This window comes from Sphingopyxis witflariensis (genome assembly GCF_002205635.1).
In the GTDB taxonomy this organism is placed as follows: Bacteria; Pseudomonadota; Alphaproteobacteria; order Sphingomonadales; family Sphingomonadaceae; genus Sphingopyxis; species Sphingopyxis witflariensis.
Genome location: NZ_NISJ01000010.1, coordinates 108,394 through 133,186, shown reverse-complemented (window position 1 = coordinate 133,186; position 24,793 = coordinate 108,394). Strand labels below are relative to the sequence as shown.

Genomic DNA, 24,793 nt, shown 5'->3' with positions numbered 1-24,793 from the left:
CCGGTCCTTGCCTATCGCGGCGGGACAGTGAGGGCGTCTGCCGACGCGTCACCGAGCACAGAACCTCCGTCACAATCGAGAATTGCTCCGGTGATATATTTTGCATTGGGGGTGCAAAGAAATACCGCGAGATCGGCGATGTCGCGCTTGACGCCATAGTCGCGCAGCGGAATCCGTTTCTTCAACGCCGCGGTCGCAGCCTCCGATGGGGTCAGCCTGCGCATGCCTTCAGTATCGCCGATCGGCCCCGGAGCGATGGCGTTTACGCGAACGCCGGCTGGCCCCCACTCCATCGCGAGCGTCTGGGTCAGATTGTTGATCCCTGCCTTTGCCGCGCCGGCATGCGCCTGGAACATCGTCGGGCGAATGGCTTGTCCCGCCGTAATCGAGATGAGCGACGCGCCAGGTTTGCGCAAATGGTCGAACGCAGCGCGCATCACGTTGAAAGTGCCCAGAAGGTCGATGTCTATGACCGTCTTGAACGCGTTTGCGGACATGCCAATCACCGGTGCCAGAAAATTTCCAGCAGCACCGGAAACGACGAAGTCGATCTCCCCGAACCGTTGGACCGTCGCAGCGAAGGCTGCGTCCACCGCCTCGAAATCGCGAACATCGGCGGCGAGCCCCATTGCGCGCGCACCACCCGGATCAATGCTCCTGGCGGCTGCACACACCCGCTCGGCATCGCGGCTTATGAGGCTTATGTTCGCCCCGAGTTCGGCGAATCGCTCGGCAATCGCGAGATTGATGCCACCTGACCCTCCGGCGACGAACAATGTCCTGTTCTTGAAAATAACCTCACGAAACGCGTCCCCGGCCACTGTCACTCTCCCTCACACTCTTCGCGTCAGCGCCCATCACGAGCATCAGAGAATTTCATTAGTTGATTGATTATTTTTTTGCCAATTGATAATTCCACGCGAGCAAGGATCGCCGCTGCCCCTTTCGACAATGGACGAACGGCGACGGCGCATGGGAGATGGAGCATGGCCAAGCAAGCATTCGCCGCGGTAGCCCGCACCCCGGGGGGGCGGTGGGATATCGAGGATATCATGCTCGAAGATCCGCGGCCGGGCGAGATATTGGTCCGCATCGCGGGCGTCGGCCTCTGTCATACCGACCTTGCCTTTGGCGGAAGTCTCCAGATCATGAAGGCGCCGGCGGTGCTTGGCCATGAAGGGTCGGGTATCGTCGAGCGCGTCGGCGAGGGGGTGTCGAAGGTGCGCCCTGGCGATCATGTCGTACTGACCTTCAACAGCTGCGGCGAATGCCCCCGGTGCGATGAGGGCCGGCCGGCCTATTGTGTTCGCTTCGCACAAATGAACTATGGCGGCTGCCGAGTGGACGGAAGCCGGACGCTCTGTGTCGGCGAAGAACCCGCAAGTGCGAACTTCTTCGGCCAGTCGTCATTCGCATCCTATGCACTTGCCAATGAACGCAACACCGTCCGCGTCGACCCAGCGCTGCCGATCGAGTTGCTTGGCCCGCTGGGTTGCGGTGTCCAGACGGGCGTGGGCGCGGTGATGAACTCGCTCGCCTGCCCCAAAGGCTCGTCGCTTCTTGTGATCGGCGCCGGCGCGGTGGGGCTGAGTGCGGTCCTCGGCGCCAAGGTCCAGGAATGTGCCACCATCCTCGTTGTCGAGCCGCGGGAGGAACGCCGGGCCCTGGCGCTCGAACTTGGTGCGACGCACGTCATCGATCCGGCCTCCGCCGACTTTGCGACGGCAATCCGCGAAATCGTCCCGGTCGGGGTCGATTATGCGTTCGACACGACAGGCCGGCGAGAGGTCATCGAATCCGCGATGACTGCATTGGCGCCGCGCGCGACCTTCGGACTTGTCGGAATCGCAAGCCCCGCCGACGATCGGCTGGGTCTTTCGATCAACCAACTGGTCGGTGCGGGTCATATCGTGATGGGCATCATCGAAGGCGATAGCCTACCCGATATGTTCATCCCCCGCATGATCGAGCTCTACAAGGCGGGAGAGCTGCCTTTCGACCGTCTCGTTCGCAGATATCCGCTATCGCAGATCAACGAAGCCATTGCCGACCAGCACGCCGGACGGTGCGTGAAGGCCGTGATGATCCCCTGAGAGGACGGACACTATGCATCCCTCGATCCATGCCCGCTCGACGCCCCACAAGCCCGCCCTGATCATGGCCGAAACGGGCGAGGCGCTGCGCTATTCCGATCTCGACCGCCGCTCGAACCAGGGCGCGCAGCTATTTAGGGCCCTCGGACTGGCTCCCGGCTCGACGATCGCGATGTGCCTTCCCAATTCGCCCGCTTTTTACGAGATCGCCTGGGCTGCCCAGCGTGCAGGCCTCTACTTCGTCACCATCTCCAACAAGCTCCAGGCTGACGAAGTCGAATATATATTGCGCGACAGCGGCGCCCGGATCTTCATCATTTCGGCCGCGCAAGGCGAGGTCGCGGCGGAAATCGCGCGGCGCGACCTCGATATCGACCTGTTCGCAACAGGCGGCCGGATCGCAGGCTATCTCGATTTCGAGTCCGAGCGCAGTGCAATGCCCTCAGTCCCGGTCGCCGACGAACAGGCGGGCTATGACATGCTCTATTCGTCGGGCACGACGGGACGGCCGAAAGGCATCAAGCCGAGCCCGATCTGCGGCGAGCCCATCGACAAGCCGGACTCGGTCGTCATGGTGGCGACGCAACTCTACGGTGCGTCGGCGGACAGCATCTATCTCTGCCCTGCCCCCATTTATCATGCGGCACCGCTCCGCTGGACGATGGCGATGATGCGCCTTGGCGCCACCGTCGTTCTCATGGAGCGCTTTGCACCCGAGACGGCGCTCGCCGCCATCGCGCGATACAAGGTGACGATCGCGCAATTCGTGCCGACTCATTTCATCCGCATGCTCAAGATGCCGGAGGGCGAGCGCGCCGCCCATGACGTCTCGTCGCTGAGCACCGTGGTCCACGCCGCCGCCCCCTGCCCGGTCCCGGTCAAGGAAGCGATGATGGACTGGTTCGGTCCGATCATCCATGAATATTACAGTGGATCCGAAGGCAATGGCGGGACCTTCATCGGGCCTCAGGAGTGGCTTGCTCACAAGGGCTCGGTCGGCAGGCCCCTGACGACGAAGCTCCACATTTGCGACGAAGAAGGGCGGGAGCTTCCGCCTCGGCAGGAAGGCACGATCTATTTCAGCGGTGGGCCGCGGTTCGAGTATCACAACGACGCTGCCAAGACCGACGAGTCGCGGCATGCGGAGGGATGGACGACGCTCGGCGACATCGGCTGGGTCGACGAGGAAGGCTATCTCTATCTCACCGACCGCAAGAGCTTCATGATCATCTCGGGTGGGGTGAACATCTATCCGCAGGAGATCGAGAATCTGCTGGTGACACATCCAAAGGTCGCGGACGTCGCCGTGATCGGCGGACCGGACGAAGAAATGGGCGAGCGCGTGATCGCGGTCGTTCAGCCCGTCCACTGGTCCGACGCCGGTGCCGCGCTTGCGGCTGAACTTACCGCGCTCGCGCGCGAGAAGCTCAGTCACGTCAAGGCACCTCGTCAGATCGACTTCTCGAAAGCGCTCCCCCGGCTCGACACCGGCAAGCTCTACAAACGCCTCATCCGCGACGAATATTGGGCCAGGGACAAGTCTGCCGGAGCCGCATCGCGATGACCGCCGCGCCGAAGGATGCCTCGCTTCTCGCGGGCCAGTCTGCGATCGTCACCGGCGCCTCGTCGGGGCTCGGCTACCGCTTTGCCAAAACGCTCGCAGCGGCGGGTGCCGCCGTTACGGTCGTCGGCCGACGCATCGAACGCCTCGAAGTGCTGGTCGCCGAGATAGAGACGGCGGGCGGCAGAGCGATCGCCGTCGCAGCCGATGTCGCTGACCCGGGGCAAATCGTCGAGGCCGTCGATAAGGCGCAGGCGGCTTTCGGACCAACCGGGATCCTCATCAACAATGCCGGCATTCCCGATGCGCAGCTCGCAACGCGCATGCCGCTCGATCTCATCGATCGCGTGCTCGACGTGAACGTGCGTGCGCCCTTCCTCTTCGCGCGCGAGGTTGCAACGCGGCTCATCGAGGCCAGGCAACATGGGCGGATCGTCAATATAGCCTCGATAGCGGCCTTTGTGGCGCCCAGGCAGGGCGCCGCCCTTTACGCGACGAGCAAGGCTGCGGTCGTGCGGATGAGCGAAGCCCTGGCGATCGAATGGGCGCGCTTTCATATCAACGTCAATTGCATTGCCCCGGGCTCGTTCGATTCCGAGATGATGGACGGGATGCGGTCACGGACCGGCGACGCCTTTATCGGCACCTTTCCGCGCAAGCGGCTGGGTTTGCCGGAGCAACTTGATTCAAGCTTGCTCTATTTGGTGTCGCCCGCCTCGGAAGCCGTCACCGGGACGATCCTCAAGGTCGACGACGGCCAGTTTCTGCGCTGACCGGAGGCTAACGACCCCTCCGGAGCCAAAGCGGGAGAGGCAAGTCGCAAGGATGTCTCATAGCGATTGTCCATCATCGACGGTGATGACCGTACCGGTTATCCCGAGCGATGCGTCCGAGCAGAGAAACAGCAGCGGCGCGTGGAGATCGCTCGCCGGGCGCAAGCGGGCGCGCGGAAAGGAAGCGATATAGGCCTGCCCCGCTTCACTTCCGACCATCTCCGCCGTCATCTCGGACTCGAAATAGCCAGGCTGGATGACATTCACATTGATGCCGCGCCGCGCCCATTCGCGCGCAAATGCCTTGGCCATATGGCGCGCAGCGGCCTTGGTCGCGCCGTAAACGGACGCCGCGGGCAGCGCCCGCTCGGCCGTGATGGAGCCGATGATGACGACTCGGCCATGCTCGCGCTCGCGGCTTCCCGCTGCCACGAGCCGCCGCGCTCCTTCGGTGGCGGTCAGGAAGGCGCCCCGGACGTTGACAGCGAGCAGATCGTCGACATGCGAGGCGGTGAGGTGCAGGGCCGCGTTATCGCTCGCGATACCCGCATTGGCGACAATCGTGTCGACAGTTCCGAAAGCTGCCTCGGCTGCATCATAGGCCGCAATTGTCGAGGCTTCGTCCGTGACATCGAGGGCCACGGCGAGCGCCTCGCCGCCCTGCCCCCTGATCGCATCGACCTCTGCCTCGAGCCGGTCGATACGCCGCGCCGCAAGGACCACCTTAGCGCCGGCCTCAGCGAGCACGCGCGCAAAGCTCGCGCCAAGTCCGGACGAAGCGCCGGTCACGAGCGCCACGCGCCCGGTCAGATCAAAAGATGTAGCCACACCCATTCCCCCTCTCCTTCCCGGCAGACCCCGAGAAAACCTATCGGCCCTTCCAGACCGGTGGCCGCTTCTGGGCGAACGCGAGCGGCCCCTCGCGCACATCGTCCGACCGGAAGAGCGCTCCGATCGCCGGATATCGCGTCTGGTTCCCATAGGCGGCCGCGAGGTCGCTTTCGTCCAGGCCTTTCATGACGGCCTCCTTCGAAGCCCGGATCGACATCGGGCTGCACGCGGCGATGTCATCGGCCCAACGCCGCGCCGCTGCGAGCAGTTCGTCTTGCGGCACCACTTCATTGACGAAGCCAAGCGACAGACCTTCAGCGGCCGATACGCGGCGGGCGGTGAGGATCATGCCCATGGCCTGCTTGAGGCCGATCTGCCGCGGCAGACGGTGGAGCCCCCCCGCAAGAGCGGCGAGGCCAACCTTGGGCTCGGGAAGAGCGAAAACGGCGCCTTCGGCCGCGATGATGAGGTCGCAGGCCAATGCAATCTCGAAGCCGCCACCCATGGCAATACCATTTACCGCGGCGATCACGGGCTTGTTGTTGTCCCAGCGCGCGGTGAGGCCGGCAAATCCCTTGGTCGGTGTCTCGAGCGGCAACCCCGCAGCCATCGACTGCGCGGTGAACTTGAGGTCATTGCCCGACGAAAAGGCCTTGTCGCCGGCCCCCGTCAGGATGGCCACCCACTGATCGGGATCAGCCTGGAAGTCGTCGAAAACCTCGGCCAGCTCCTCGTTCGCATATGGCGTCAACGCGTTCATCGCGTCGGGGCGATTGATCGTGACCAGAGTGATCGGCCCGTCGCGTTCGACGAGACAGAAGCGGTGCGGCGCCGCGCGCCGGTCGCGCTTCTCGCCTGCCTCCCATATTCGGGCGCCAAAGGCATCGATGCGAATATGGCCGGACGTGCCGATGGGATTGGCGTCGAGCGAGGAGAGGACCAAGATCGATTGATCATCGTCACGCCGCACCTTCGCGATCGTTCGCTGGCCATCTACGGTGCGCGCGATCACGACGCCGTGGAGGACCTCGCCCTTCGGCGTATAAATGATCGTGTGCGTTTCGACGGTGGCAGCGCCCTCATAGGTCTCTGTAAATTCGGGCACGGAGCCGCGCAACGCGTCCGCCCTGGCCTGAACCGAATAGTCCGGGCTCAAAGTCTTCTCCGGTGGCCGCGTCGAGATCAACAGCGCATGATGTTTGGATACGACGCCACCCTGGCCGTAGAGAAGGCCTGTGGTTCCCTTTCCGGCCCGCAGCTCCCGGACCATCGCGCAGACGCCGTGGCTCATATAATTGTTCATCGGGCCGCCAAAGAAGCTCAGCCCGCCGGTCACCGTCGGCTTGACGTCCGGCCGCAGCTTCAGCGTCTCGAGCGCCATCTTGGGCACAATCGGAAAGCAGCTGTACATTTCCGCCAGATCGATCGCGGAGGCATCACCGCCAGCGATCTCGACTGCCTGCTCCAGAACCACGCGCTGCGCGGTCGACTGGTCATAGCGGTCGCGTTCCAGATAATCCCCGGGCTCCTGCGCTGCCGCGCCATCCCAGATATAGATCAGCCGCTCTTCGGGAATCCCGTTGGCGAGGGCCCATTCGAGGCTTGCCACGACGATCGCGGCCGCCTGGTTGACCGAAGGGTTCGCGACCATGAGCTTGGGATAGGGAAAGGCCACCAGCCGGTTGCTCTCCGAAGGCGTGCCGATCTCTGCCGCTCCCGGCGCGGAACGCAACCATGCGGTTTCATTGGACGCGGCTACCTTGGCATAGTCCGCCCAGAGTTCGGCGGCAGCGGCGCGGCCCTCGGCCGGGGTCTGCCCGCGGGCGGCCTGGAAGGCGTTCTCATAGAGCGGGTAGATATGAACGGGCGCAGTCATTCCGAGCTTTTTCGAGGCCTTGCGCATCGGAAGCGAGGCGAAGTCGACCGCGACGGTTTCCTCTTTGGGAGCGAGCGGGGTCCAGTCGAGCTTCGCCTTGGCCTTGCGCGCCTTGCCCATCGCATTGACGGCCTCACCGCCGACGATCGCGGCAACGGCGCTGTCACCCCGCGCGATACGGAGTGCTGCATCGTGCAGGAGGCGAATAGGCGTTTCGCCGCCCATGCTGGCATTTTGGGCACGGGCGGGGCCGATCGAGAGCTTCTCGCAAAGAAGAGCTACGGGGTCGCGGTAGCGCCAGGTGACCTGTCCGACGAGATCGATCGAGTCCAGCGCGCCGAGAACGGCCGGCGTTTCCGCCGCCGCGCGGCGCAGCGCTTCTGCCATCAGCGCCACAGGTTCGAGCGCCTTGGCCGGGTCATCCGGGCGGTCCACAATCTCGCCGACGGCAATGATCACGGGCGTCTGCGCTGCTGCTGTCCCTTTCATCTCAGCTGTCTCCCATCCTTATACGACCGGCTCGCCACTGGCGCGCAGCGTCATCCTAAAACCGATCGATAGGCAAGCAGACGACGGGTGGCAAGTTAATTGGTCAATTGATTATTATCGCCGCCCGTCTTAGGATGCGACGCTGCCCGCTTCAAAACGACAGCCCGTAGCAGCCGAGCATTCCAACTTGATGGAGAAGAGCATGCACCTTGAACCCCTGCTGCGCATGCGCGTCGATCTGGGCAACCGCTATCCGATCGGACTGATACCAAAGGGTCGCCGCAACGTGTGGCAGCTGGGCGGCGGCACCGTCGAAGGCCCACGTATCAAGGGCACGGTCGCGCCTGTCGGAGGCGAGTTCGAGTTGATCGACCAGGAGGGCGTCTTTCACATCGACGTTCGGCTCGTCATCGTCACCCACGACATGGCGAATATCTTCGTCCAATATTTCGGGGTCGCAAACACGACGCCGCAGGCTGCTGCCAAATACAAGGCCGGCGAAACGGTCGACTTCGGCGAGACCTATTTTGCGACGCAGCCCCGCTTCGAAACCAGCCACGCGCGCTATTCCTGGCTGAACCATGTGATGGCGGTCGCCGAGGGTCGGGGGGACGGGAGGGCCGTCGAATATCTCATGTACCAATGCGTCCCCGATCAGTCGATTGGTCTGGCGCGCGCGGACAGCGTGTTCAAATTCGACGGCTAGCTCCTTCTACCGGGCGCCCGCTCCGATCTGCTTGTCGACAAAGGCGCGAAGCTTGGCGCCATAGGGCGGCCTGAAGAGCTTCATCGGCCCCAGATCCTTGCCGAGCTGAGTGTGGATCGCCTTGCGATGGCTGAATTCGCGAAAGCCGTCGATCCCGTGATAGGCACCCATGCCGGAAGGCCCGATGCCGCCGAAAGGCAGATTTTCCTGTGCGCAATGCATGATTACGTCATTGACGCACACACCGCCCGAGGTCGTGGCATCGATGATGCGATCGCGCTCGCCCGCTTCCGATCCAAAATAGTAGAGCGCAAGCGGCCGGTCGTGCGCATTGATCTCCGCCACAACCTCCTCGGCGCTGTCATATGCAATGACCGGCAGAAGCGGCCCGAATATCTCGTCCTGCATTACCGCCATGTCGCGGGTCGCATCGAGAATGAGTGTCGGAGGTATCCGGCGATGCTCCTGCTGTTCGAACGTCTCGCCAGCGGGGTTGATCTCGACGATCGTGGCACCCTTCTCACGCGCGTCCGCGACATAGCCGCGCACGCGCTCGAAGTGCCTGTCCGATATCATGGCCGTGTAGTCAGGATTATCCTTGAGGGAGCCGAACATCGCCTCGGTCGCCTGCCGTGCCTCGGTGACAAAGCTGTCGCGTAGCCCACGAGGCACAAATATATGATCAGGCGCCAGGCATATTTGACCGGCGTTCAGGGTTTTTCCGGCCATGATCCGCGCTGCGGCGACGGGCATGTCCACGCTCGCACCGAGGATCACGGGGCTCTTCCCGCCAAGCTCGAGCGTCAGGGGTACGAGATTCTCCGCCGCAGCGCGCATCACATGCTTTGCGACCGAGCCGGCGCCGGTGAATATCAGGTGATCGAAGGGCAACGCCGCGAAGGCGGCCCCCACATCGGCACCGCCTGTCACGACCGCGACCTCGTCGGGCGCGAAATATTCGGCGATCGATTGCTGGAGCAGATCCGACGTTCGCGGCGTGAATTCCGACGGCTTGACCAGCGCCCGGTTCCCGGCAGCCAGAACGCCGGCAAGCGGAGAGAAGACGAGACCCACCGGAAAGTTCCACGGCGCGATGATACCGATCACGCCTTTGGGCTGGAGCCGGATTTCCGACCGGGCACCGAAGAGGCCGAGCAACCTCGGTTCGACCGGCCGTCGTTCGCTGCGCATCCATTTGCGCAGATTGGCCCGACAGTCGCGCAGCGCGCCAAGCGGACTCATGATGTCGGTGATAGCCGATGCGTGGCGCGACCGGTTGCCGAAATCGGCATTGATTGCCTCTTCGAACCGCGCGGAATAGTCGCGAAGCAAGGCAGCACAGCGATCGAGCCGGTCAATTCGCAAATCCGCGCTCGCCTGACCGTCCGCAATATGGGCCTTGCGCTGACGCTGCAGCAACTGCTCGAGAGCAGCGCTATCGGTGGCCATCGTGTCAGCGCGTAAGCTCTTGGTCATTTTTGGTACCTTCCATAGCTTCTGAAACGGGAAGCTGACGCTTCCCCCCCTGTTCACGCAGAGGCGACTACCCTGCCGATTTCACGCAGATGATAGTCCGTGTTGCCGAACAGACCGTCGATCGTGAGAATATGTTTGAGATAATGACCGACCGGAAGCTCGTCGGTCATGCCGATGCCGCCGTGGATCTGTACGGCCCCCTGCGCGATCTCGCGCCCCAGCCTGCCAACCTGCGCCTTCAATACCGAAATATCCCGGCTCGTTGCCCGTCCGCTGTCGGCCAGCGCCGCGATATAGAGAAGCGACGCTCGCGCCTTGACATAGGCAATTTTCATATCGGCGAGCCGGTGCGCGATCGCTTGAAAGCTTCCGATCGGCCGACCGAATTGCTCGCGCGTGCCCGCGAAGTCTGCGGTGGTTGCCATCAGGACGGCCATGGCCCCGACGGCTTCGGCGGCGAGTGCGAGCCGGGCATCCGCGAGCAAGGCCTCCAGCGCCGCATCGGCGCCCGCCATTATGGCAGCCCTGTCGACCGCGACGTCATGGAACAGGATATCCGCAACGGGCCTGCCATCGAGCGCGCGATATCGTCGCACTTCAATGCCTTCTGCATCGGCGGGCACTGCGGCCAGGCAGACCGCCTTCGTCTCCGAGAGCGCCGAGATGAGCAGCACCCCTGCTTCTCCGCCTCCAAGAACGAGCTTTTTGCTACCCCGGATGCGTGGACCGGCCTCACCTTCATAGAGTTTGGTCGACAGCGTCGAAGAGGCGCCGGTGCCGCTACCTTCCTCATGGGCGAAGGCGCCGCGCAAAGCTCCGGTGCCAATATCGGCAATCCATCGCGGCACCGGTCCCGCGGGGTCGAAGCGAGCGAGCGCCCGGCCCGTGAGGATCACCGAGGGAAGCAAAGGCTCGATGACCAGGTGGCGACCGAAGAGCTCCGATATCGCCACAATGTCGGAGGCCGAACCGCCCAGTCCCCCGCAGGCTTCGGGAAGCGGCATCGCGACAATCCCCATATCGACGAGTTCGCTCCAGATTCCGGTTTCCGCCTGACCAGCCATGATGCGCCGGCGCGATTCAAAGGCGTAACGCTGATCGAGCATCCGGGAGAGGCTGTCGCGGAGCATGACCTGCTCATCGGAGAATTCGAAATTCATGGGCTCTGCCTCAGGCGCGAACGGTCTGGAGATTGCGGGAGATGAGGTCCCGCTGGACCTCGTTGCTGCCGGCATAGATGGAAGCGGCCCGGGTATTCAGATAATAGGGCATCGCCACGAGGCTGAAGGGATCGCCCAGGGGTTGAACGCCGGACCCGACCTCAAGGGCTTCCAATTGCAGCGGCAGCGCGTCGATCCCGGCAACACGCGTCATCATGATCGACAGCAGCTGCGAGAGTTCCGAACTCATCACCTTGTTGAGCGACGGCATCGCGGGATCGTCGGCGAGGGCGTGGCCGCTTAGCACCAGCTTCTCGACATGCTCGAAGGACGCGACTTCGGCTTCGAGTTCCCCAAGGTCGCGCTGGAAAACCGGATCCTCGCTGAGGGGTCCGCCAAAGGACGCCGTTGCATCCCTCGCCGCGGCCCGGATCGCATCGAGTTTGCGCCTGATCGCCGGGCTATGCGCAGCGCCGCCCCGCTCATGCTTGAGCAGCGCCTTGGCGACGCTCCAGCCTTCATTCTCGGCGCCCACGCGGCCCGCCTGGGGGACGCGGACGTTATCGAAAAATACTTCGCATTGCTCGGCCACACCATCGAGGCCGATGATGGGACGGATGTGCATGCCGGGATAGTCGGTCCGGTCGAGGAGGAGAAAGGTAATGCCCTGCTGCTTCTTGCCGTCCCGGTTCGTGCGCACGAGCATGAACATCTTGTTGGCCTTGTGGGCGAGGGTCGTCCATGTCTTCTGGCCGTTGATGATATAATCGTCACCGTCGGCCAGGGCCGAGCATGACAGGGCGGCAAGATCAGAACCGGCACTCGGTTCGGAATAGCCCTGGGTCCAGTAATCCTTGCCCGAAAGGATCCCGGGGAGATGCTGGCGCTTTTGTTCGGGCGTGCCAAGCTCCATGAGCAGGGGGCCGACCATGATCAGGCCGTTGGGCAGGAGCGGCGGCAGATCGCGCTTCCAATGCTCCTCGGAGAAAATATAGCGTTGCTCGAGCGACCAACCGGTCCCGCCATATTCGACGGGCCAGGCCGGGGCGGCCCAGCCGCGCGCATATAGAAGGCGGTGCCATTCCATTGTCGCCTCGAACGGCGCGAAAACGCTTGTGGTCTTCCGCCCCGCCTCGCGGATCGCGTCGGTGGGTGCCGTATCGAGAAACGCGCAGACTTCCTCGCGAAACGCTTCGAGCGATGGATCGAAATCGACGTTCATGATGTGAGCGCTCCAGGCATCATCGCCGCCAGCCGCTTCGTGATGATCGACTCGGCCTCGCCCATGATCCGGTCGATGAGTTCGTGACACGTCGGGATATCATGGATGAGACCCTGAACCATGCCAGCCGTCCATATCCCATGATCGGGATCGCCGCGGTCCAGCCCTTCCTTCCCGCGCGCGCCCTTGACGAGATGCGCGATCGCTTCGAAGGGCTTTCCTTCCCGTTCGGCCGCAATGACTTCGGCTGAAACGCTGTTCTTTGCGACGCGCGCGGTGTTGCGATAGCTGCGGAAGATCAGGTCGGTCCCCCTCTCGTCGTTATCGACCATGGCGCGCTTGATATCGTCGTGGATGGGGGCTTCCTTGGTCGCACAGAAGCGCGTCCCCATGTTGATACCGTCAGCGCCGAGCGCCAAGGCTGCCACCAGCCCGCGCCCATCGCCGAATCCGCCCGATGCGAGCATAGGAACCTTGATCTTGTCGGCAGCGGCGGGAATCAGGATAAGCCCGGGAATATCATCCTCGCCCGGATGCCCGGCGCATTCGAAGCCATCGATCGAAATGGCATCGACGCCCATGCGTTCGGCGGAGAGGGCGTGCCGGACAGCCGTGCACTTATGGAGCACGATGATGCCATGCGCCTTGAAATCGTCGACATGCTCTTGTGGCTTGTAGCCTGCGGTTTCGACGATCCTGATGCCGCTGTCGATGATCGCCTTGCGATAGTCGGCATAGGGCGGGGGATTAATCGACGGCAGGATCGTCAAATTGACGCCGAATGGCTTGTCGGTAAGCTCCCGGCATCTCTCGATCTCGGCGCGCAGCGCATCGGGAGACGGCTGGGTGAGCGCGGTGATGATTCCGAGGCCACCGGCATTGGAAACCGCCGCAGCCATCTCCGCGGTTCCCACCCACATCATGCCGCCCTGGACGATCGGATGCTCGATCCCGAGCAAGTCGGTTATGCGTGTTCTGATTCCCATTCCCGTATCCGTCCTGCGAATATGCTGTCGTCTCTCTGCCAACGCCGCCGCGCGTCGACCCGCCGATCAACTCTGAGTGAAGCGGATCGGAAGGCGTTTCGGCCCGCTGACCAGCGTCGCCTGGGTCCAGGCCGGTTCGCCGGCGATTTCGAGCGATTCGATCCGGGGCAGAAGTTCCTCGAACAGGGTCTTCATCTCGAGGCGCGCGAGATGCTGGCCGACACATAGATGGGGCCCGTAACCGAATGCGATCTGCTTGTTTGCCGGGCGGTCGAGCCGGAACTCGAACGGATCGTCGAACACCGCCTCGTCACGGTTTGCCGACATATAGGACAGCATGACCCAGTCCCCGGCCTTATAATGGTGGCCATTCACCTCATGATCCCGGGCAACGGCGCGCATGAAATGCTTCACCGGCGTGACCCAGCGAATCGCCTCATCGACGAGAGCCGGGATCAGGTCGGGATTGGCCTTCACCTCGGCGAGCAAGGCGGGCCGCTCCGCGAGGGCCCAGATCGCACCGGCCGTCGAGGCGGAGGTGGTGTCGTGCCCGGCGGTCGCGACCAGGATGTAAAAGTCGTTGGCAGCGCGCTCGTCGATCGGCTTGCCGTCGATCATGGCGTTCGCGATGATGGTCGCTAGATCGTCGCGCGGCTCGGCGCGGCGGTTCGCCGTAATATTGGAGAAATAGGCGTGGAAGTCCGCCACGACGGCCCCGAACACCTTTATGGCGGTATCCGGATCGGCCATGGCATCGGCTTTTCGACTGAGTTCCGGATCGCGGGCGCCGAAAAGTTGCTGGGTCAGCATCAGCATGCGCTGTTCGTCCTCTTCGGGAACGCCAAGGATGCTCATGATGACGTGCAACGGATAATGCAGGGCCACATCGGCGACAAAGTCGCATTCGCCGCTGAGCCCCATCATCCGATCGACATGCGCGCGCGCAATCTCGCGGATGTCGTCCGTGAGCTTCTTGACATTGCCTGGCATGAACCAGGATTGGACCAGCGAGCGATAGGCACGATGCTCTGCTCCGTCCATGTTGACCATGTTACGGGTGAGGTGCGGACAGCCGGTCGCATTCTCCACCGCCTTGAGCATCGGACTTCCGATGAGAACCGTCGAAAGATCACCGTTGCGGAAAATGTCGGGCTGGCGCTCTATGTCCATGATGTCGCCATGTCGGCTCACGAGCCAGAAGGGATCGACACCGGCGGTATCGACAAGCGAAACGGGCTGGTGGCCACGAAGCCAGGCAAGGTCGGCGTGCAGGGTCGCGGGGTCGCCGAACGACGCCGGGTTCACAAGCCGGGCCGCCATTTCGGCTGGCGCGGCCAGGTCTTGGGTTTCATTGCTCATCGTCACTCACTCCCGATCGACCAGCGCTCCAGATGGCGCGGTCATGCTTTGCGTTTTGAAAAGGCCGCGATACGTTCGCCCATGTCGGGTCCGACGCCTGCGCTGTTGCGGACTTCGTGTGCGAGGCCGAGATGCAGCGGGACATTGTCCGTTTCGGCGAGCAGTCGCTTATAGGCGGCAATGCTGAAAGCCGAATTTTCAGCGATCATCGACGCGATCGCATCGACCCGCTCCAGAAACTCAGTATCCTCGAAGCAGGACGCCGCCAGTCCGATCTCCGCCGCCTCCCGGCCATCGATCGTGCGCGCGGTGAACATCATCTCGCGCGCCTTGGCCTGGCCCACCAGACGGGGCAGCCGCTGGCTCATACCCCACACAGGCGTGAGCGCCCATTTGGCGTGCGTGTCCGCGAACCGCGCGCTCCGGGCGGCGAGAATGAAATCACTGGCCAGCGCCAACTCGAGCGCGCCGGTGTAACAATGACCGTGCACCGCCGCGATAACCGCCTGGGGCAGATTCGCGAGACGCTCGAGCACCGAAGATTGAAAAGAGACATCATGCGCTGCATCGCCAGACGCGATGTCCTGCAGATCATGCCCCGCAGAAAAACATTTTCCCGCGCCACGCACGATGACGCTGCGAACAGTTTCGGCCTCGCCCGCGAGCCGCGCGACATGATCTTCAAGCCGCCGAAACATGTCGTTGTTGATCGCGTTGAGCCGGTCCTCACGGTTGAGGATGATATGTGCGGTTGGCCCGTCGACCCGCAACTCTACCGACAATCCCGATGCCATGGCGTCCTCTCCGCGAGCGATTCGACAATTAATTAATTGCTCGATTATTAGATACACAAATGCGTTCGCCCGATCAACTGCATAGCTCTGCGGTCAATGCGAACGGTTTTGCCGGCGAAGCGCCGCAAGCAGAGGCGCGCATTTTTTGCCGTGTCGCCCCCCCTTTCCGCGTGCGGTCAGCAGGGGCGCGCCGGACTCAGATCCAGCCAGTCGCGTCTTCAGGGCTCGAGGATGATCTTCAGGGTTCCCGCCTCCCGGCGGTCGAACATCGCATAGGCTTCGGCGCCGTCTCGCAGCGGCAGCCGATTGGAGACATAGGTTTCCGGCTTGAGACGCCCCGCCTGGACAAGTGGAAAAAGGGTCGGCAATTCTTCGGGGACCGAGCAGGTCCCGACCCGGAATGTGAGCCCTGCCGCGAACGCGCGTTCGAGCGGAAAGGCGAAACGGCGCGATTGCTGCACACCGATTACCGAGACGGTGCCGCGCGCCCTTACCAAGCGTAATGCCATATCGACCGTCGCGTCGCTCCCGACCACCTCGACGACGGAATCGAGTTTACGTCCTTTCGTCGCCTCCCGGATCACGGCGACGGCTTCGTCAGGGTGCAGAGCGACGGCGCCCGCCGCTGCCGCCAGCGCGCGCCTTTCTGGAACGGGATCGATGGCATATACGATATGGGCGCCCAGCACGAAGGCGGAGTCGACCGTCATGAGGCCGATCGGCCCCAAACCAATTACGGCGACGCTGCTCCCCGGGGCGATATCGGCGCTGCGCGCACCGAACCAGGCGGTCGAAAGGGCGTCTGTCATCAGCAGCGCCTGCTCTTCCGATATCCCTTCCGGGATCAGCACCGCATTGGCGTCCGCGCTGGGGACGCGAACGGCCTCGGCCTGCGAACCTTGAAGCGCGGCGGACAACCCGTAGCAGGCCGCTGCGCCATTCTCGCACCCGATCACATTGCCCGACAGGCAGGGTCGGCAGGCGCCGCAGCCCGCTGCTGCGGGGATCATGACCCGGTCACCGACGCGGAGCCGCGAGACGGCGCGTCCGGTTTCGACCACTTCGCCGACCGCTTCGTGACCGACACAAAAGCCCCGATCCTCGGAAAATCCGTGACCATGATAAATGTGTAGGTCGCTTCCGCAGATCGAGCAGGCGGTGACTCGAACGATGGCGTCGCCCGCCTCGACCGGCATCGGATCGGCCATGCTTTCGTAGCGGATATCCCCTGCCCCGTGATAAAGCAGCGCCTTCATGCCGGCCTCCTACTTCGCCATCGCCGAATATTCGGCGATCTTCTGCTTCCCGAGCTGCGACATGTGCACCTCGTCGGGACCGTCCGCGATGCGCAGATAGCGATTGAGGGTGAAGAAGTAGGCGATCGGGGTGTCGTCGCTTACGCCCATTCCGCCATGAACCTGGATGGCCCGATCCGCGACGGTTTGCGCCATTTGCGGAGCGATCACCTTGATGGCCGCGATCAGATCCTTGGCAACCTTGTTGCCATAGCGGTCCATGGCGTCGGCAGCCTTGAGCGTGAGCAGGCGCGACATCTCGATTTCACAGAAGCTGCGTGCGACGTCCTGGCGGATGCTACTTTGATCGGCGAGCTTCTTTCCAAAAGCGACGCGGCTGTTCGCGCGGCGCGCCATGATCTCGAGCGCGCGCTGCGCCTGGCCGATCGAACGCATGCAGTGGTGAATACGTCCCGGCCCGAGACGCCCTTGCGCGATCTCGAACCCCCGCCCCTCACCAAGAATGAGATTTTCCTTCGGTACGCGTACATTGTCGAAGCGCAGTTCGCACTCGCCACCCGGCGAGTTCATCGATCCGAAGACGGTCTGGTTGCGCACGACCGTGATCCCTGCCGTATCTCGCGGCACGAGGATCTGCGAATGTTGGGCATGGCGGGGAGCATCGAAGTCGGTCTTTCCCATCACGATGAAGATCGCGCAATCGGGGTGCATCGCATTCGAAATCCACCACTTCCGGCCGTTGATGACATAGTCGTCGCCGTCGGGCTTGATGGACAGCTCAAGATTGGTGGCATCGGATGAGGCGACCTGCGGCTCGGTCATCACATAGGCCGAGCGAATCTCCCCGTCGAGCAGGGGCTGAAGCCACTGCTGCTGCTGATCGGGGGTCCCGAATTTCGCGAGCACTTCCATATTGCCCGTGTCGGGCGCGGAGCAATTGAACACCTGGCTCGACCACGGCGATCGGCCCATCACCTCGGCAAGTGGAGCATATTCAAGATTGCTGAGCCCGGGCGAGAAGCGGCCATATTCGTGTGGGAGGAAGAGGTTCCACAAGCCCTGAGCACGCGCCTCGGCCTTGAGGGCGGGCATTCCAGGCCACTCCTGCCACAGATTCCTCTGGTCGTGGATGAAGTGGTAATACTCTTCCTCATTGGGGTAGATATGCGCATCCATGAACGTTTCGACCCTCTGCAGGAGGTCACGGACCTTTTCGCTATGTTCGAACTGCATGTGTATCTCCTGTCAGAATGGCAAATCAGAGCGTCAGGCCACCATCGACGACCAGCGTGTGGCCGGTGACGTAGGAAGCGAGCGGGGATGCGAGGAATATGGCGGCACCCGCCATATCGGCGGGCGTCCCCATGCGTCGCTGCGCGATCGTGGCGAGCGCGCCGTCGAGACGAGCGGAATTCTGGGTCGTGATCCGTGTCAATTTGGTATCGACGAGCCCCGGAGCGAGACCATTCACCCGAATCCCGTCACCGGCAAAAGCCTGGCCCAGCGTTTTGGTCAGACTGATCGCGGCCGCTTTGGACGCGGCATAAGCCGGGTTTCCGATATTGCCGCGCAAGCCGGACGTCGAGCTCACGATAATAATCGACCCGCCGGACGCCGAAAGCAGTGGCCGGAACTTGCGCGCGCAATGCATCAGGCTGTCGATATTGACCGCCATGACACGATCCCACCCTTCGCGCTCGAACTCCTGGCGCCGATATAATACGGTTCCCTGCGACAAAATGAGGGAGTCCAGCGTGTCGAAGGGAATCTCCGCCGTCTCGATAGCCTCGGGCGTCCCGACATCGACGCAATGATAGCCCAGTCCTTCAAGGTCGGACCCTTCATCGGCGCTGTAGTCGGACGCAGAGGCGCGCGTCCCCCAGATATGAACATTGGCGCCGCGGGCGCGAAACCCTTGGGCTATGCCGTTGCCGATCCCGCTCGATCCGCCGACGACGAGAATATTGCGTCCGCTAAAATCGGTATCGTCGATCATCATCTTTCCTTTTCAACGAATGATGCTGAGGGCGCGCTCGAACAGAGCGAGCGTGTGCGCGTGAAGCCGTTCGCCGGTTTCTCGCGGCGCCTTTCCGGCACAGGCCCGCGCAAAGCTCCCTTCCAGAATGATGCCCAACTTGTAGCAGGCGAGCACGATGTACCAGTCGAGAGCCGCGAGATCCCGGCCGCTTGACGCTGCGTAATGCGCCGCGAGGTCGGCAGGAGATGCAAGATCGGTGAGCTGATTTGCCATGGCGTCCGTGGCGAAGGATGAGCCATCGGTCGGCCATGTCGCGATCAGCCAGCCGAGGTCGAGCAGGGGGTCGCCAATCGTGCTCAATTCCCAATCAACGAGGGCTGCGAGTTCCCCGCTGTCCGGCCGGATCATCACATTTGCAAGATGCGCATCTCCGTGGATGATCCCCGGTTGAAATGAGCTTGGGCGATGGCGATCGAGCCAGGCCGCCACCGCGTCCACCCCCGGGATGGCGCCAGGCCCCGGCCACCCGGCTAGATCGGCATAGCTTTCAAGCTGGCGGCGCCAACGCCCCACCTGGCGTTCCAGGAAATTCTCGGGCTTTCCAAAATCCGCGAGGCCGACCGCCCGATAATCGAGCGCGCCGAGTGCGGCGATCGCCCCGACCACGGCGAGGCCCATGCGGCGGCGCAGCAGCGGCTCGCGAGCGTGCAAGGCGGGGAGCCCGGACATCGGGTTGAAGCCATCGACCGGCTGCATGAGATAGAAAGCAGCGCCAAGGATCGTCTCGTCGCTAGATCCGGCGATGAAGCCAGGGTGAGGAACATCGCTACCGCGCAGTGCCTCGAGGACGCGCATTTCGCGGCGCATCGTCTCATTGGATCCCGCGCGCAGGACCGGCGGCGGCCGGCGGAGAACAAATTCGGACGGCCCGCGATGGAAGCGGAGGAGAATATTCTGGGTTCCGCCAGCCAGAAGCCGGACGCCGGAAATCGAGCCACTTCCAAGGCTCCGGGCTTCCATCCAGCGATCAAGCGAAACAAGATCGACACCCTCCACCGCGCCCTCCGATATTTAATTAATTGCTTGTATAATCGCATTTGACGGCCGCGCATGTCAATGCCAATCCGGAGGCGCGAATGGCGGCGAAGCACGGAAGCGCGCGCGCAATTTGCGCGACGCCGTCGATTGGCTCGATGGCGCTTCTCAGTTTTCGATCATGGAGGTGATGGTGAATTCGATCGAATTGGAGGGCCGCGTTGCGATCGTGACGGGCGCGGGAAGCGGGATAGGCCTTGCCGTGGCAAAGCAATTGCTTGCCGCCGGCGCCGAGGTACTTGCGACCGATATCGATGCCTCTCGCCTTGAGTGGTGCGATGGCACCAAGGGAACGCACGCCTGCCGGCATGACGTGACAAGCGAAGCCGATTGGGAGACGGCGATCGGCTTCGCCGAAAAGCTCGGCCGGCTCGACATTCTCGTGAACAACGCCGGCATCATGCTCGACACGCCTTTTGCGACCGCTCCTCTCGACGATCTGAGAAGGCAATATCGGATCAATGTCGAGGGTCCGTTCATGGGGATGCAGATGGCACTGCCGCTTTTGTCGATGCGTCGTCAGGCGGACGGCACGTCAACCGCCGCCATCGTCAATATCTCATCAATCTATGGGACGGTGGCAGGGGACCGTTATGCCGCTTATAGCGCGAGCAAGGGCGCAATCCGTATGTTGAGCAAGGCTGTCGCGGTCGAACTGGCCGAGCGTGCCGTAAGAGTGAATACAGTGTTGCCGGGTCCGACGGCAACCAGGCTCGGCGCCCATCACGAGAGACCTACCGCCGCGAACGGCGAACCAGCGTCGGTGGAGCGGGTTGTTGCCGCATGGAACAGCAAGATTCCCGTGGGCCGGATGGGCAATGTCGATGACATCGCGCCGTTGGTCGCGTTCTTGGCAAGCGACGGCGCACGCTACATCACGGGTTCCGAGTTCATCGTCGATGGTGGCTACACCGCGGTTTGAGCATCCCGTCGGCGCATCGGCCTGCCCCTTTCGCGCAAAGGGAGGGTCGAAACGCCATCAAGACAGTCCAGACCGGCCATGACATCATTTCCCATTATATTTGACTCAATGGTGGATCGCATAATATAGATACTTGCATCATTTTTGTCGAATTTGAGAACCAAATGCCGACCATAATGTCGAGCAACACAGAGAGATGGGAGAATGGGATGCCTAAGTTTGACACGCTCATCAAAGGTGGCACGATCGTCGATGGCACGGGCTCGCCGCGGTTCGTGGGCGATATCGGAATCAAAGACGGGATCATAACGGACATTGGCGCCGGGATCAGCGGCGACGCGAGCGATGTCATCGACGGCACCGGGAAGATCGTCGCGCCGGGGGTGATCGACGCCCATACGCATTATGACGCTCAACTGCACTGGGATCCCTATGCCACAAACTCTGGCTGGCATGGCACCACGACAATCGGCGTGGGAAATTGCGGTTTTGGCTTTGCCCCCTGCCATCCGCAGGACCGGGAGCGCTACATGCAGATGATGGAGACCACCGAACAGGTTCCCGTAAATGCGATGCGGACAGCGCTCGGCTGGGACTGGGTCAGCTTCCCCGAATGGATCGAGCATCTCAAGCGGGTGCCCAAGGGGGTCAACGTCGCCAGCTATGTTCCCCTCAATCCGCTCCTAATCTATGTGATGGGCCTCGAAGCAGCGAAAAGCCGTCCGGCCACTGCGGAAGAGCGGGAGCGCATGAAGCAGGAACTGCACGCCGCCATGGACGCGGGCGCAATCGGCTTCGGCTTTTCCTACCAGGGCGAGCATAACACCCACATCGACTGTGACGGCACCCCGATGCCGAGCGACACGATGAGCCGCGAGGACATTCTGGCGCTCGCGGAAGTGCTTCGCGAGCGCGGCGAAGGCTCGATCCAGGCCCTCGTCGATACCCCGGGTGCGCGCTTCGGTGAGATCGCGCTAGAGGTTGCACGGGTGTCGGGCCGGCCCGTCCTCCACAATGTCGTCATCGTCAACGACTTTCTGCCCACTTATCATGAGGAAGTCCTCGCTCTGGTCGACAAGGCGCGGGAAGAGGGGCTGGAAATCTTCACCCAGACCCTGACCACGCGCGGCTGGAACGAATTCAAACCGATGGACTGGGATATCTGGAACATCATCCCCGAGTTCCGCGAATTCACCTTCGCGGGCGATCGCGCGGCAAAAGTCGCAAAAGCGGCGGACGAGGATTATCGCACGCGCTTGCGCAACGTGTACAGGCCTGAACTGCTCGCACCGGCCGGCGGACCGCTCGAGCATTATGTCCTGAACGACGCTTGCGGCGTCGCCCCATGGAACCAGTATGAAGGCAAGTCGGTCGGCGAAATCGCGGCCGCCGTTGGCAATCGGCCCACGATCGACGTGTTTATGGATATCGTGGTCGATACCAATGCCGACAGCGATTTCCTCGTGGCCGAAGGCATGAGCTTTGACGACGAGAAAGTCGCACAGGTTCTCAAACATCCGTTCACCATTCCGGGAACCTCGGACGGCGGAGCGCATGTGAAATTCTGGGCTGGCGGTCAATATTCGACGGACGCGATCATCTGGATGGTTCGCGAGACCGGGTTGATGACGCTTGAGGAAATGCACTACAAGCTCAGCGCGGTTCCGGCAGAAGTGCTCGGACTCCACAACCGGGGCACGCTGGCAGCGGGGCAAGCGGCCGATCTTTTCATCTACGACTATGAGGCGCTCGACTATCCGCGGCTCAAATATGAGATCGCCCATGATCTTCCCGATGGCGACTGGCGGCGCGTCTGCAAGCCCCAGGGCATCGAGCGGGTGATGGTGAATGGCGAGACGACCTTCGTCAATGGCACCGAGTGCACTGGTGCGACACCGGGCCGACTGGTCGGGTCGGGCGGTGCCGACATGGATGAGCAGCTGATGCATCCAATGGCGATCGCCGCAGAATGATAGTGAATCTCCGGAAGGGGGCGCAGGCCGTCCCCTTCCACAGGGTCGCTAGTGCGGAGCCCGTGAGCCCGAGTCCCGGCACCTCGGCCGGGTGGGGTCAGCGTTTTCTGGAGACCAGGGCGATATCGAGATTGTGCTTGGCGACCGAGACGATCTCGACCGTTTCTACCCGGTGTACGCCGGATCGCCGCCGTAAATGCATGTGAATAATATCTGCCACGGCCTGACGACTTTGCGCCGCCACGAGCAGAACGATATTGAAGCGTCCTGTCATCAAGGCAGCAAAACTCACTTCGTCGAAACTGGCCATCGCCTCGACCACGTCGCGCGCCGTTTCGGGAGATGTCTGAACCCGCACCAGAACAGCGGTGGTCATTCCCAACGCGGCTGAATCAGCCACCGCCGTGATCTTCGCAGCGCCCGAATCGGACAGCTTCTTCAGGCGTTTACGGACCGCAGTGTCCGAGATACCCAACAGGCGCGCCGCTTCGCGGTTACTGATGCGCGCATCTTCGGCGAGGAGGCCAATGATACGCTGGTCCAGATCATCGAGGCGCATCATTCGGATCCCAGCTTGCCAAAGCGGGGATCCAGTTTCACGATCTCCAGCGCCGTATTGACCTCGTAGGAGGCGATGCCTTCGATCTTCGCAATCTGCTCGTCGACGATCCGCTGGAGCGCAGCGCCATCGGGCGCATTTATATTGGCGAAGATGTCCGGGCTGCTCATCGCCACCGAAACACTGGTGCATGCATCGAGCTTGGCGAGGTCTTCAGCGACATTTTCGGGCGTGCGGCCTTCAACATTGAGATCGACCAAAGCGAACACCGAATAACCCAGAGCGTGCATATCGCGCTGCATCATGACGCGCAGGATATTGGCATCTTCGAGCGCCCGGATCCGGTTCGCCACAGTAGGTTCGGAAACGCCGAGTGTTTCCCCGATGTCCTTGTTCGTTCTGCTCGGATTTTCCTGAAGCGCGGCAATGATCGCCCGATTGAGATCGTCGAGGATGTCGCTGCTCATGGATATCGCCCGTTTCCAGTTAGCCCGCTCCGGCGGATGCCGGCCACGTCTCCGTATCGGTTGTCAGCGCAGCACGCCAGCCCGGAAGTTTGCTCGCAATTCCCGGAGCCGAGCACGGACTTGGGCGGCTCCGGCTTAACGGCCCTCCCCAACCGCCCAAATCGCTTCCATACCAGCGAGGAATTCATCGCGCAGACCATCGGGAAAATTGCGCGACATCGACAGTTGGACGACCAGAAGCGGCAGCGTCACCGCCCTGCGGAAAAACTCGAAATGCTCGACCCTGCGACCCGTCACGCTTTCATAATGGGCCACCCAGCTCGCGTCATCGGGAATCCTGGCGGCGACTTCGGGCGCCGACACGGCTCGATAATAGGAATTTGCCATACATTGCATGGCAATGTCGTAAGCCGGAGCAACGATACCCGCGAGTTCCCAGTCGATGATCGCGCGTACCTCGTCGCCTTCGAGCATGTAATTGCCGAGACTTGGATCGCCATGGATCAGCGCCAGGTCATCATGATGAATATCGGGCTGGTTCGCAAACAGCCAGGACCGCAACCGCTCGAGCCGCTCGCGATGCGGCGGCTGCACCCACTCGACGGTTTCCCAATACCAGTTGATATAGCGTTCGAAATGGGTCCGGCCCGCAGCCTGCCGAACGCAGGACGCGACCGCGCTGCCCTGCCAGGCGGCGCCATGCACGCTGCCCAGGGCCCGGAAAATCGATGCGATCCGCCGCTCGCGCACATCGGGCGCCGCGTCGCCGATCAGCCCGGCGCTGAAGGGCGACGCGTGCGCGACATCGCCTTCGACCTTCTCCATGATGAAGCCCGGCAGCCCGAGCACGGCGCCGTCGGGATCGATCCAGCGCGCGCGCGGAACCGCAAGCCCGGCATCGGCCAGACGCGCCTGCAGTTCATATTGCTGCCTGATGCCATAGTCGAAGAATATGCGGCCCTCGTTGCGGAGCGGCGCATAGCGCAACACGAGCGGCTCGACCTTGCCCTCCAATATTGCATCAAACACGACAACGCCGCTCGACGCGCCCGCATTGGCGCCGCCACCGCGAACATTGGCGATTTCCACCGGCCCCGCGATGTCCGGCTGCTGTGCCAGGAAGCGGGCAATGTCCGCCGGGTCTATATCGGTAAAGTCCGGCTTGGTCGCCCGCATCACGCTCGCGATAACGTCCGGTTTCGGTGTCTCCGCCATCG

Annotated in this window: 22 protein-coding genes; 6 read left to right on the top strand and 16 right to left on the bottom strand. The window is 62.6% G+C overall.

Features of this window, described 5'->3' with window-relative positions; all coding sequences use genetic code 11:
• Positions 1-11: 11 nt before the first annotated feature.
• Entirely contained in the window at positions 12-821 is an 810-nt protein-coding gene (locus tag CDQ91_RS16625) for an SDR family oxidoreductase (RefSeq protein WP_088473832.1), read from the bottom strand.
• A 165-nt stretch (positions 822-986) separates the two neighbouring features.
• On the opposite strand from CDQ91_RS16625, the gene CDQ91_RS16620 reads away from it, so the two are divergent.
• From CDQ91_RS16620 to CDQ91_RS16610, 3 genes are read left to right on the top strand one after another with little or no spacing between them, the layout of a single operon-like run.
• Positions 987-2,093 (top strand): NAD(P)-dependent alcohol dehydrogenase, encoded by a 1,107-nt coding sequence (locus CDQ91_RS16620; RefSeq protein WP_054586694.1) that lies wholly within the window; start codon positions 987-989, stop codon positions 2,091-2,093.
• 13 nt (positions 2,094-2,106) lie between these two features.
• Positions 2,107-3,657 (top strand): acyl-CoA synthetase, encoded by a 1,551-nt coding sequence (locus tag CDQ91_RS16615; RefSeq protein ID WP_088473831.1) that lies wholly within the window; start codon positions 2,107-2,109, stop codon positions 3,655-3,657.
• Positions 3,654-4,427, top strand: coding sequence for an SDR family NAD(P)-dependent oxidoreductase (locus CDQ91_RS16610; protein ID WP_088473830.1), 774 nt, complete (start codon positions 3,654-3,656; stop codon positions 4,425-4,427). The genes CDQ91_RS16615 and CDQ91_RS16610 overlap by 4 nt, the downstream gene beginning before the upstream one ends.
• 57 nt (positions 4,428-4,484) lie before the next feature.
• On the opposite strand, the gene CDQ91_RS16605 is transcribed toward CDQ91_RS16610, so the two are convergent.
• Positions 4,485-5,261 (bottom strand): SDR family NAD(P)-dependent oxidoreductase, encoded by a 777-nt coding sequence (locus tag CDQ91_RS16605; protein WP_088473829.1) that lies wholly within the window; start codon positions 5,259-5,261, stop codon positions 4,485-4,487.
• A gap of 34 nt (positions 5,262-5,295) precedes the next feature.
• The gene (locus CDQ91_RS16600) at positions 5,296-7,623 is read right to left on the bottom strand and encodes an enoyl-CoA hydratase-related protein (protein ID WP_088473828.1); all 2,328 of its coding nucleotides are present in this window, start codon (positions 7,621-7,623) and stop codon (positions 5,296-5,298) included.
• Positions 7,624-7,825: 202 nt separating this feature from the next.
• On the opposite strand from CDQ91_RS16600, the gene CDQ91_RS16595 reads away from it, so the two are divergent.
• Positions 7,826-8,329 carry a DUF3237 domain-containing protein gene (locus tag CDQ91_RS16595; protein ID WP_158213703.1) on the top strand — a complete coding sequence of 168 codons (504 nt, stop codon included), beginning with the start codon at positions 7,826-7,828 and terminating at the stop codon, positions 8,327-8,329.
• Positions 8,330-8,335: 6 nt separating this feature from the next.
• Here CDQ91_RS16595 and CDQ91_RS16590 read toward each other — a convergent pair whose 3' ends face one another.
• The 10 genes from CDQ91_RS16590 to CDQ91_RS16545 form a co-directional block, all read right to left on the bottom strand.
• Complete coding sequence (locus tag CDQ91_RS16590; protein WP_088473826.1) at positions 8,336-9,805, bottom strand: coniferyl aldehyde dehydrogenase; 1,470 nt, start codon at positions 9,803-9,805, stop codon at positions 8,336-8,338.
• A gap of 53 nt (positions 9,806-9,858) precedes the next feature.
• Positions 9,859-10,965 carry an acyl-CoA dehydrogenase family protein gene (locus CDQ91_RS16585; RefSeq protein WP_158213702.1) on the bottom strand — a complete coding sequence of 369 codons (1,107 nt, stop codon included), beginning with the start codon at positions 10,963-10,965 and terminating at the stop codon, positions 9,859-9,861.
• A 10-nt stretch (positions 10,966-10,975) separates the two neighbouring features.
• Complete coding sequence (locus CDQ91_RS16580; RefSeq protein WP_088473824.1) at positions 10,976-12,187, bottom strand: acyl-CoA dehydrogenase family protein; 1,212 nt, start codon at positions 12,185-12,187, stop codon at positions 10,976-10,978.
• Positions 12,184-13,173 (bottom strand): NAD(P)H-dependent flavin oxidoreductase, encoded by a 990-nt coding sequence (locus CDQ91_RS16575; RefSeq protein ID WP_088473823.1) that lies wholly within the window; start codon positions 13,171-13,173, stop codon positions 12,184-12,186. The genes CDQ91_RS16580 and CDQ91_RS16575 overlap by 4 nt, the downstream gene beginning before the upstream one ends.
• A 66-nt stretch (positions 13,174-13,239) precedes the next feature.
• Complete coding sequence (locus tag CDQ91_RS16570; RefSeq protein ID WP_088473822.1) at positions 13,240-14,532, bottom strand: cytochrome P450; 1,293 nt, start codon at positions 14,530-14,532, stop codon at positions 13,240-13,242.
• 41 nt (positions 14,533-14,573) lie between these two features.
• Positions 14,574-15,326, bottom strand: coding sequence for an enoyl-CoA hydratase/isomerase family protein (locus tag CDQ91_RS16565; protein WP_054586683.1), 753 nt, complete (start codon positions 15,324-15,326; stop codon positions 14,574-14,576).
• A 218-nt stretch (positions 15,327-15,544) separates the two neighbouring features.
• Positions 15,545-16,582, bottom strand: a complete 1,038-nt coding sequence (locus CDQ91_RS16560; RefSeq protein ID WP_054586682.1) for an alcohol dehydrogenase family protein — start codon at positions 16,580-16,582, stop codon at positions 15,545-15,547.
• A gap of 9 nt (positions 16,583-16,591) precedes the next feature.
• On the bottom strand, positions 16,592-17,815 hold the full coding sequence (locus CDQ91_RS16555) for an acyl-CoA dehydrogenase family protein (RefSeq protein ID WP_088473821.1): 1,224 nt from the start codon (positions 17,813-17,815) through the stop codon (positions 16,592-16,594).
• A gap of 25 nt (positions 17,816-17,840) precedes the next feature.
• Positions 17,841-18,578: an SDR family NAD(P)-dependent oxidoreductase gene (locus tag CDQ91_RS16550; RefSeq protein WP_054590045.1), complete on the bottom strand. Its 738-nt coding sequence runs from the start codon at positions 18,576-18,578 to the stop codon at positions 17,841-17,843.
• Positions 18,579-18,590: 12 nt separating this feature from the next.
• Positions 18,591-19,580, bottom strand: a complete 990-nt coding sequence (locus CDQ91_RS16545; RefSeq protein ID WP_088473865.1) for a phosphotransferase family protein — start codon at positions 19,578-19,580, stop codon at positions 18,591-18,593.
• Positions 19,581-19,728: 148 nt separating this feature from the next.
• Here CDQ91_RS16545 and CDQ91_RS16540 point away from each other — a divergent pair, with 148 nt between their 5' ends.
• Together CDQ91_RS16540 and CDQ91_RS16535 are read left to right on the top strand one after the other, a co-directional pair.
• Positions 19,729-20,577 carry an SDR family NAD(P)-dependent oxidoreductase gene (locus tag CDQ91_RS16540; protein WP_197709676.1) on the top strand — a complete coding sequence of 283 codons (849 nt, stop codon included), beginning with the start codon at positions 19,729-19,731 and terminating at the stop codon, positions 20,575-20,577.
• A 209-nt stretch (positions 20,578-20,786) separates the two neighbouring features.
• A complete protein-coding gene (locus CDQ91_RS16535; protein WP_054586679.1) occupies positions 20,787-22,550 on the top strand; it encodes an N-acyl-D-amino-acid deacylase family protein in 1,764 nt (587 codons plus the stop codon).
• A 97-nt stretch (positions 22,551-22,647) separates the two neighbouring features.
• On the opposite strand, the gene CDQ91_RS16530 is transcribed toward CDQ91_RS16535, so the two are convergent.
• The 3 genes from CDQ91_RS16530 to CDQ91_RS16520 form a co-directional block, all read right to left on the bottom strand.
• The gene (locus CDQ91_RS16530) at positions 22,648-23,112 is read right to left on the bottom strand and encodes an Lrp/AsnC family transcriptional regulator (RefSeq protein ID WP_054586678.1); all 465 of its coding nucleotides are present in this window, start codon (positions 23,110-23,112) and stop codon (positions 22,648-22,650) included.
• Positions 23,109-23,576, bottom strand: coding sequence for an Lrp/AsnC family transcriptional regulator (locus CDQ91_RS16525; protein WP_088473820.1), 468 nt, complete (start codon positions 23,574-23,576; stop codon positions 23,109-23,111). Before CDQ91_RS16525 ends, CDQ91_RS16530 begins: the two co-directional genes overlap by 4 nt.
• A 135-nt stretch (positions 23,577-23,711) precedes the next feature.
• Entirely contained in the window at positions 23,712-24,791 is a 1,080-nt protein-coding gene (locus tag CDQ91_RS16520) for a phosphotransferase family protein (RefSeq protein ID WP_088473819.1), read from the bottom strand.
• Between the last annotated feature and the right edge of the window lie 2 nt (positions 24,792-24,793).

Excerpts from the sequence above, each read along its gene's own strand:
- CDQ91_RS16620 (WP_054586694.1), top strand. The coding sequence starts at position 987 with ATGGCCAAGCAAGCATTCGCCGCGGTAGCCCGCACCCCGGGGGGGCGG.
- CDQ91_RS16615 (WP_088473831.1), top strand. The coding sequence starts at position 2,107 with ATGCATCCCTCGATCCATGCCCGCTCGACGCCCCACAAGCCCGCCCTG.
- CDQ91_RS16610 (WP_088473830.1), top strand. The coding sequence starts at position 3,654 with ATGACCGCCGCGCCGAAGGATGCCTCGCTTCTCGCGGGCCAGTCTGCG.
- CDQ91_RS16605 (WP_088473829.1), bottom strand. The coding sequence starts at position 5,261 with ATGGGTGTGGCTACATCTTTTGATCTGACCGGGCGCGTGGCGCTCGTG.
- CDQ91_RS16600 (WP_088473828.1), bottom strand. The coding sequence starts at position 7,623 with ATGAAAGGGACAGCAGCAGCGCAGACGCCCGTGATCATTGCCGTCGGC.
- CDQ91_RS16595 (WP_158213703.1), top strand. The coding sequence starts at position 7,826 with ATGCACCTTGAACCCCTGCTGCGCATGCGCGTCGATCTGGGCAACCGC.
- CDQ91_RS16590 (WP_088473826.1), bottom strand. The coding sequence starts at position 9,805 with ATGACCAAGAGCTTACGCGCTGACACGATGGCCACCGATAGCGCTGCT.
- CDQ91_RS16585 (WP_158213702.1), bottom strand. The coding sequence starts at position 10,965 with ATGAATTTCGAATTCTCCGATGAGCAGGTCATGCTCCGCGACAGCCTC.
- CDQ91_RS16580 (WP_088473824.1), bottom strand. The coding sequence starts at position 12,187 with ATGAACGTCGATTTCGATCCATCGCTCGAAGCGTTTCGCGAGGAAGTC.
- CDQ91_RS16575 (WP_088473823.1), bottom strand. The coding sequence starts at position 13,173 with ATGGGAATCAGAACACGCATAACCGACTTGCTCGGGATCGAGCATCCG.
- CDQ91_RS16570 (WP_088473822.1), bottom strand. The coding sequence starts at position 14,532 with ATGAGCAATGAAACCCAAGACCTGGCCGCGCCAGCCGAAATGGCGGCC.
- CDQ91_RS16565 (WP_054586683.1), bottom strand. The coding sequence starts at position 15,326 with ATGGCATCGGGATTGTCGGTAGAGTTGCGGGTCGACGGGCCAACCGCA.
- CDQ91_RS16560 (WP_054586682.1), bottom strand. The coding sequence starts at position 16,582 with ATGAAGGCGCTGCTTTATCACGGGGCAGGGGATATCCGCTACGAAAGC.
- CDQ91_RS16555 (WP_088473821.1), bottom strand. The coding sequence starts at position 17,815 with ATGCAGTTCGAACATAGCGAAAAGGTCCGTGACCTCCTGCAGAGGGTC.
- CDQ91_RS16550 (WP_054590045.1), bottom strand. The coding sequence starts at position 18,578 with ATGATCGACGATACCGATTTTAGCGGACGCAATATTCTCGTCGTCGGC.
- CDQ91_RS16545 (WP_088473865.1), bottom strand. The coding sequence starts at position 19,580 with ATGGAAGCCCGGAGCCTTGGAAGTGGCTCGATTTCCGGCGTCCGGCTT.
- CDQ91_RS16535 (WP_054586679.1), top strand. The coding sequence starts at position 20,787 with ATGCCTAAGTTTGACACGCTCATCAAAGGTGGCACGATCGTCGATGGC.
- CDQ91_RS16530 (WP_054586678.1), bottom strand. The coding sequence starts at position 23,112 with ATGATGCGCCTCGATGATCTGGACCAGCGTATCATTGGCCTCCTCGCC.
- CDQ91_RS16525 (WP_088473820.1), bottom strand. The coding sequence starts at position 23,576 with ATGAGCAGCGACATCCTCGACGATCTCAATCGGGCGATCATTGCCGCG.
- CDQ91_RS16520 (WP_088473819.1), bottom strand. The coding sequence starts at position 24,791 with ATGGCGGAGACACCGAAACCGGACGTTATCGCGAGCGTGATGCGGGCG.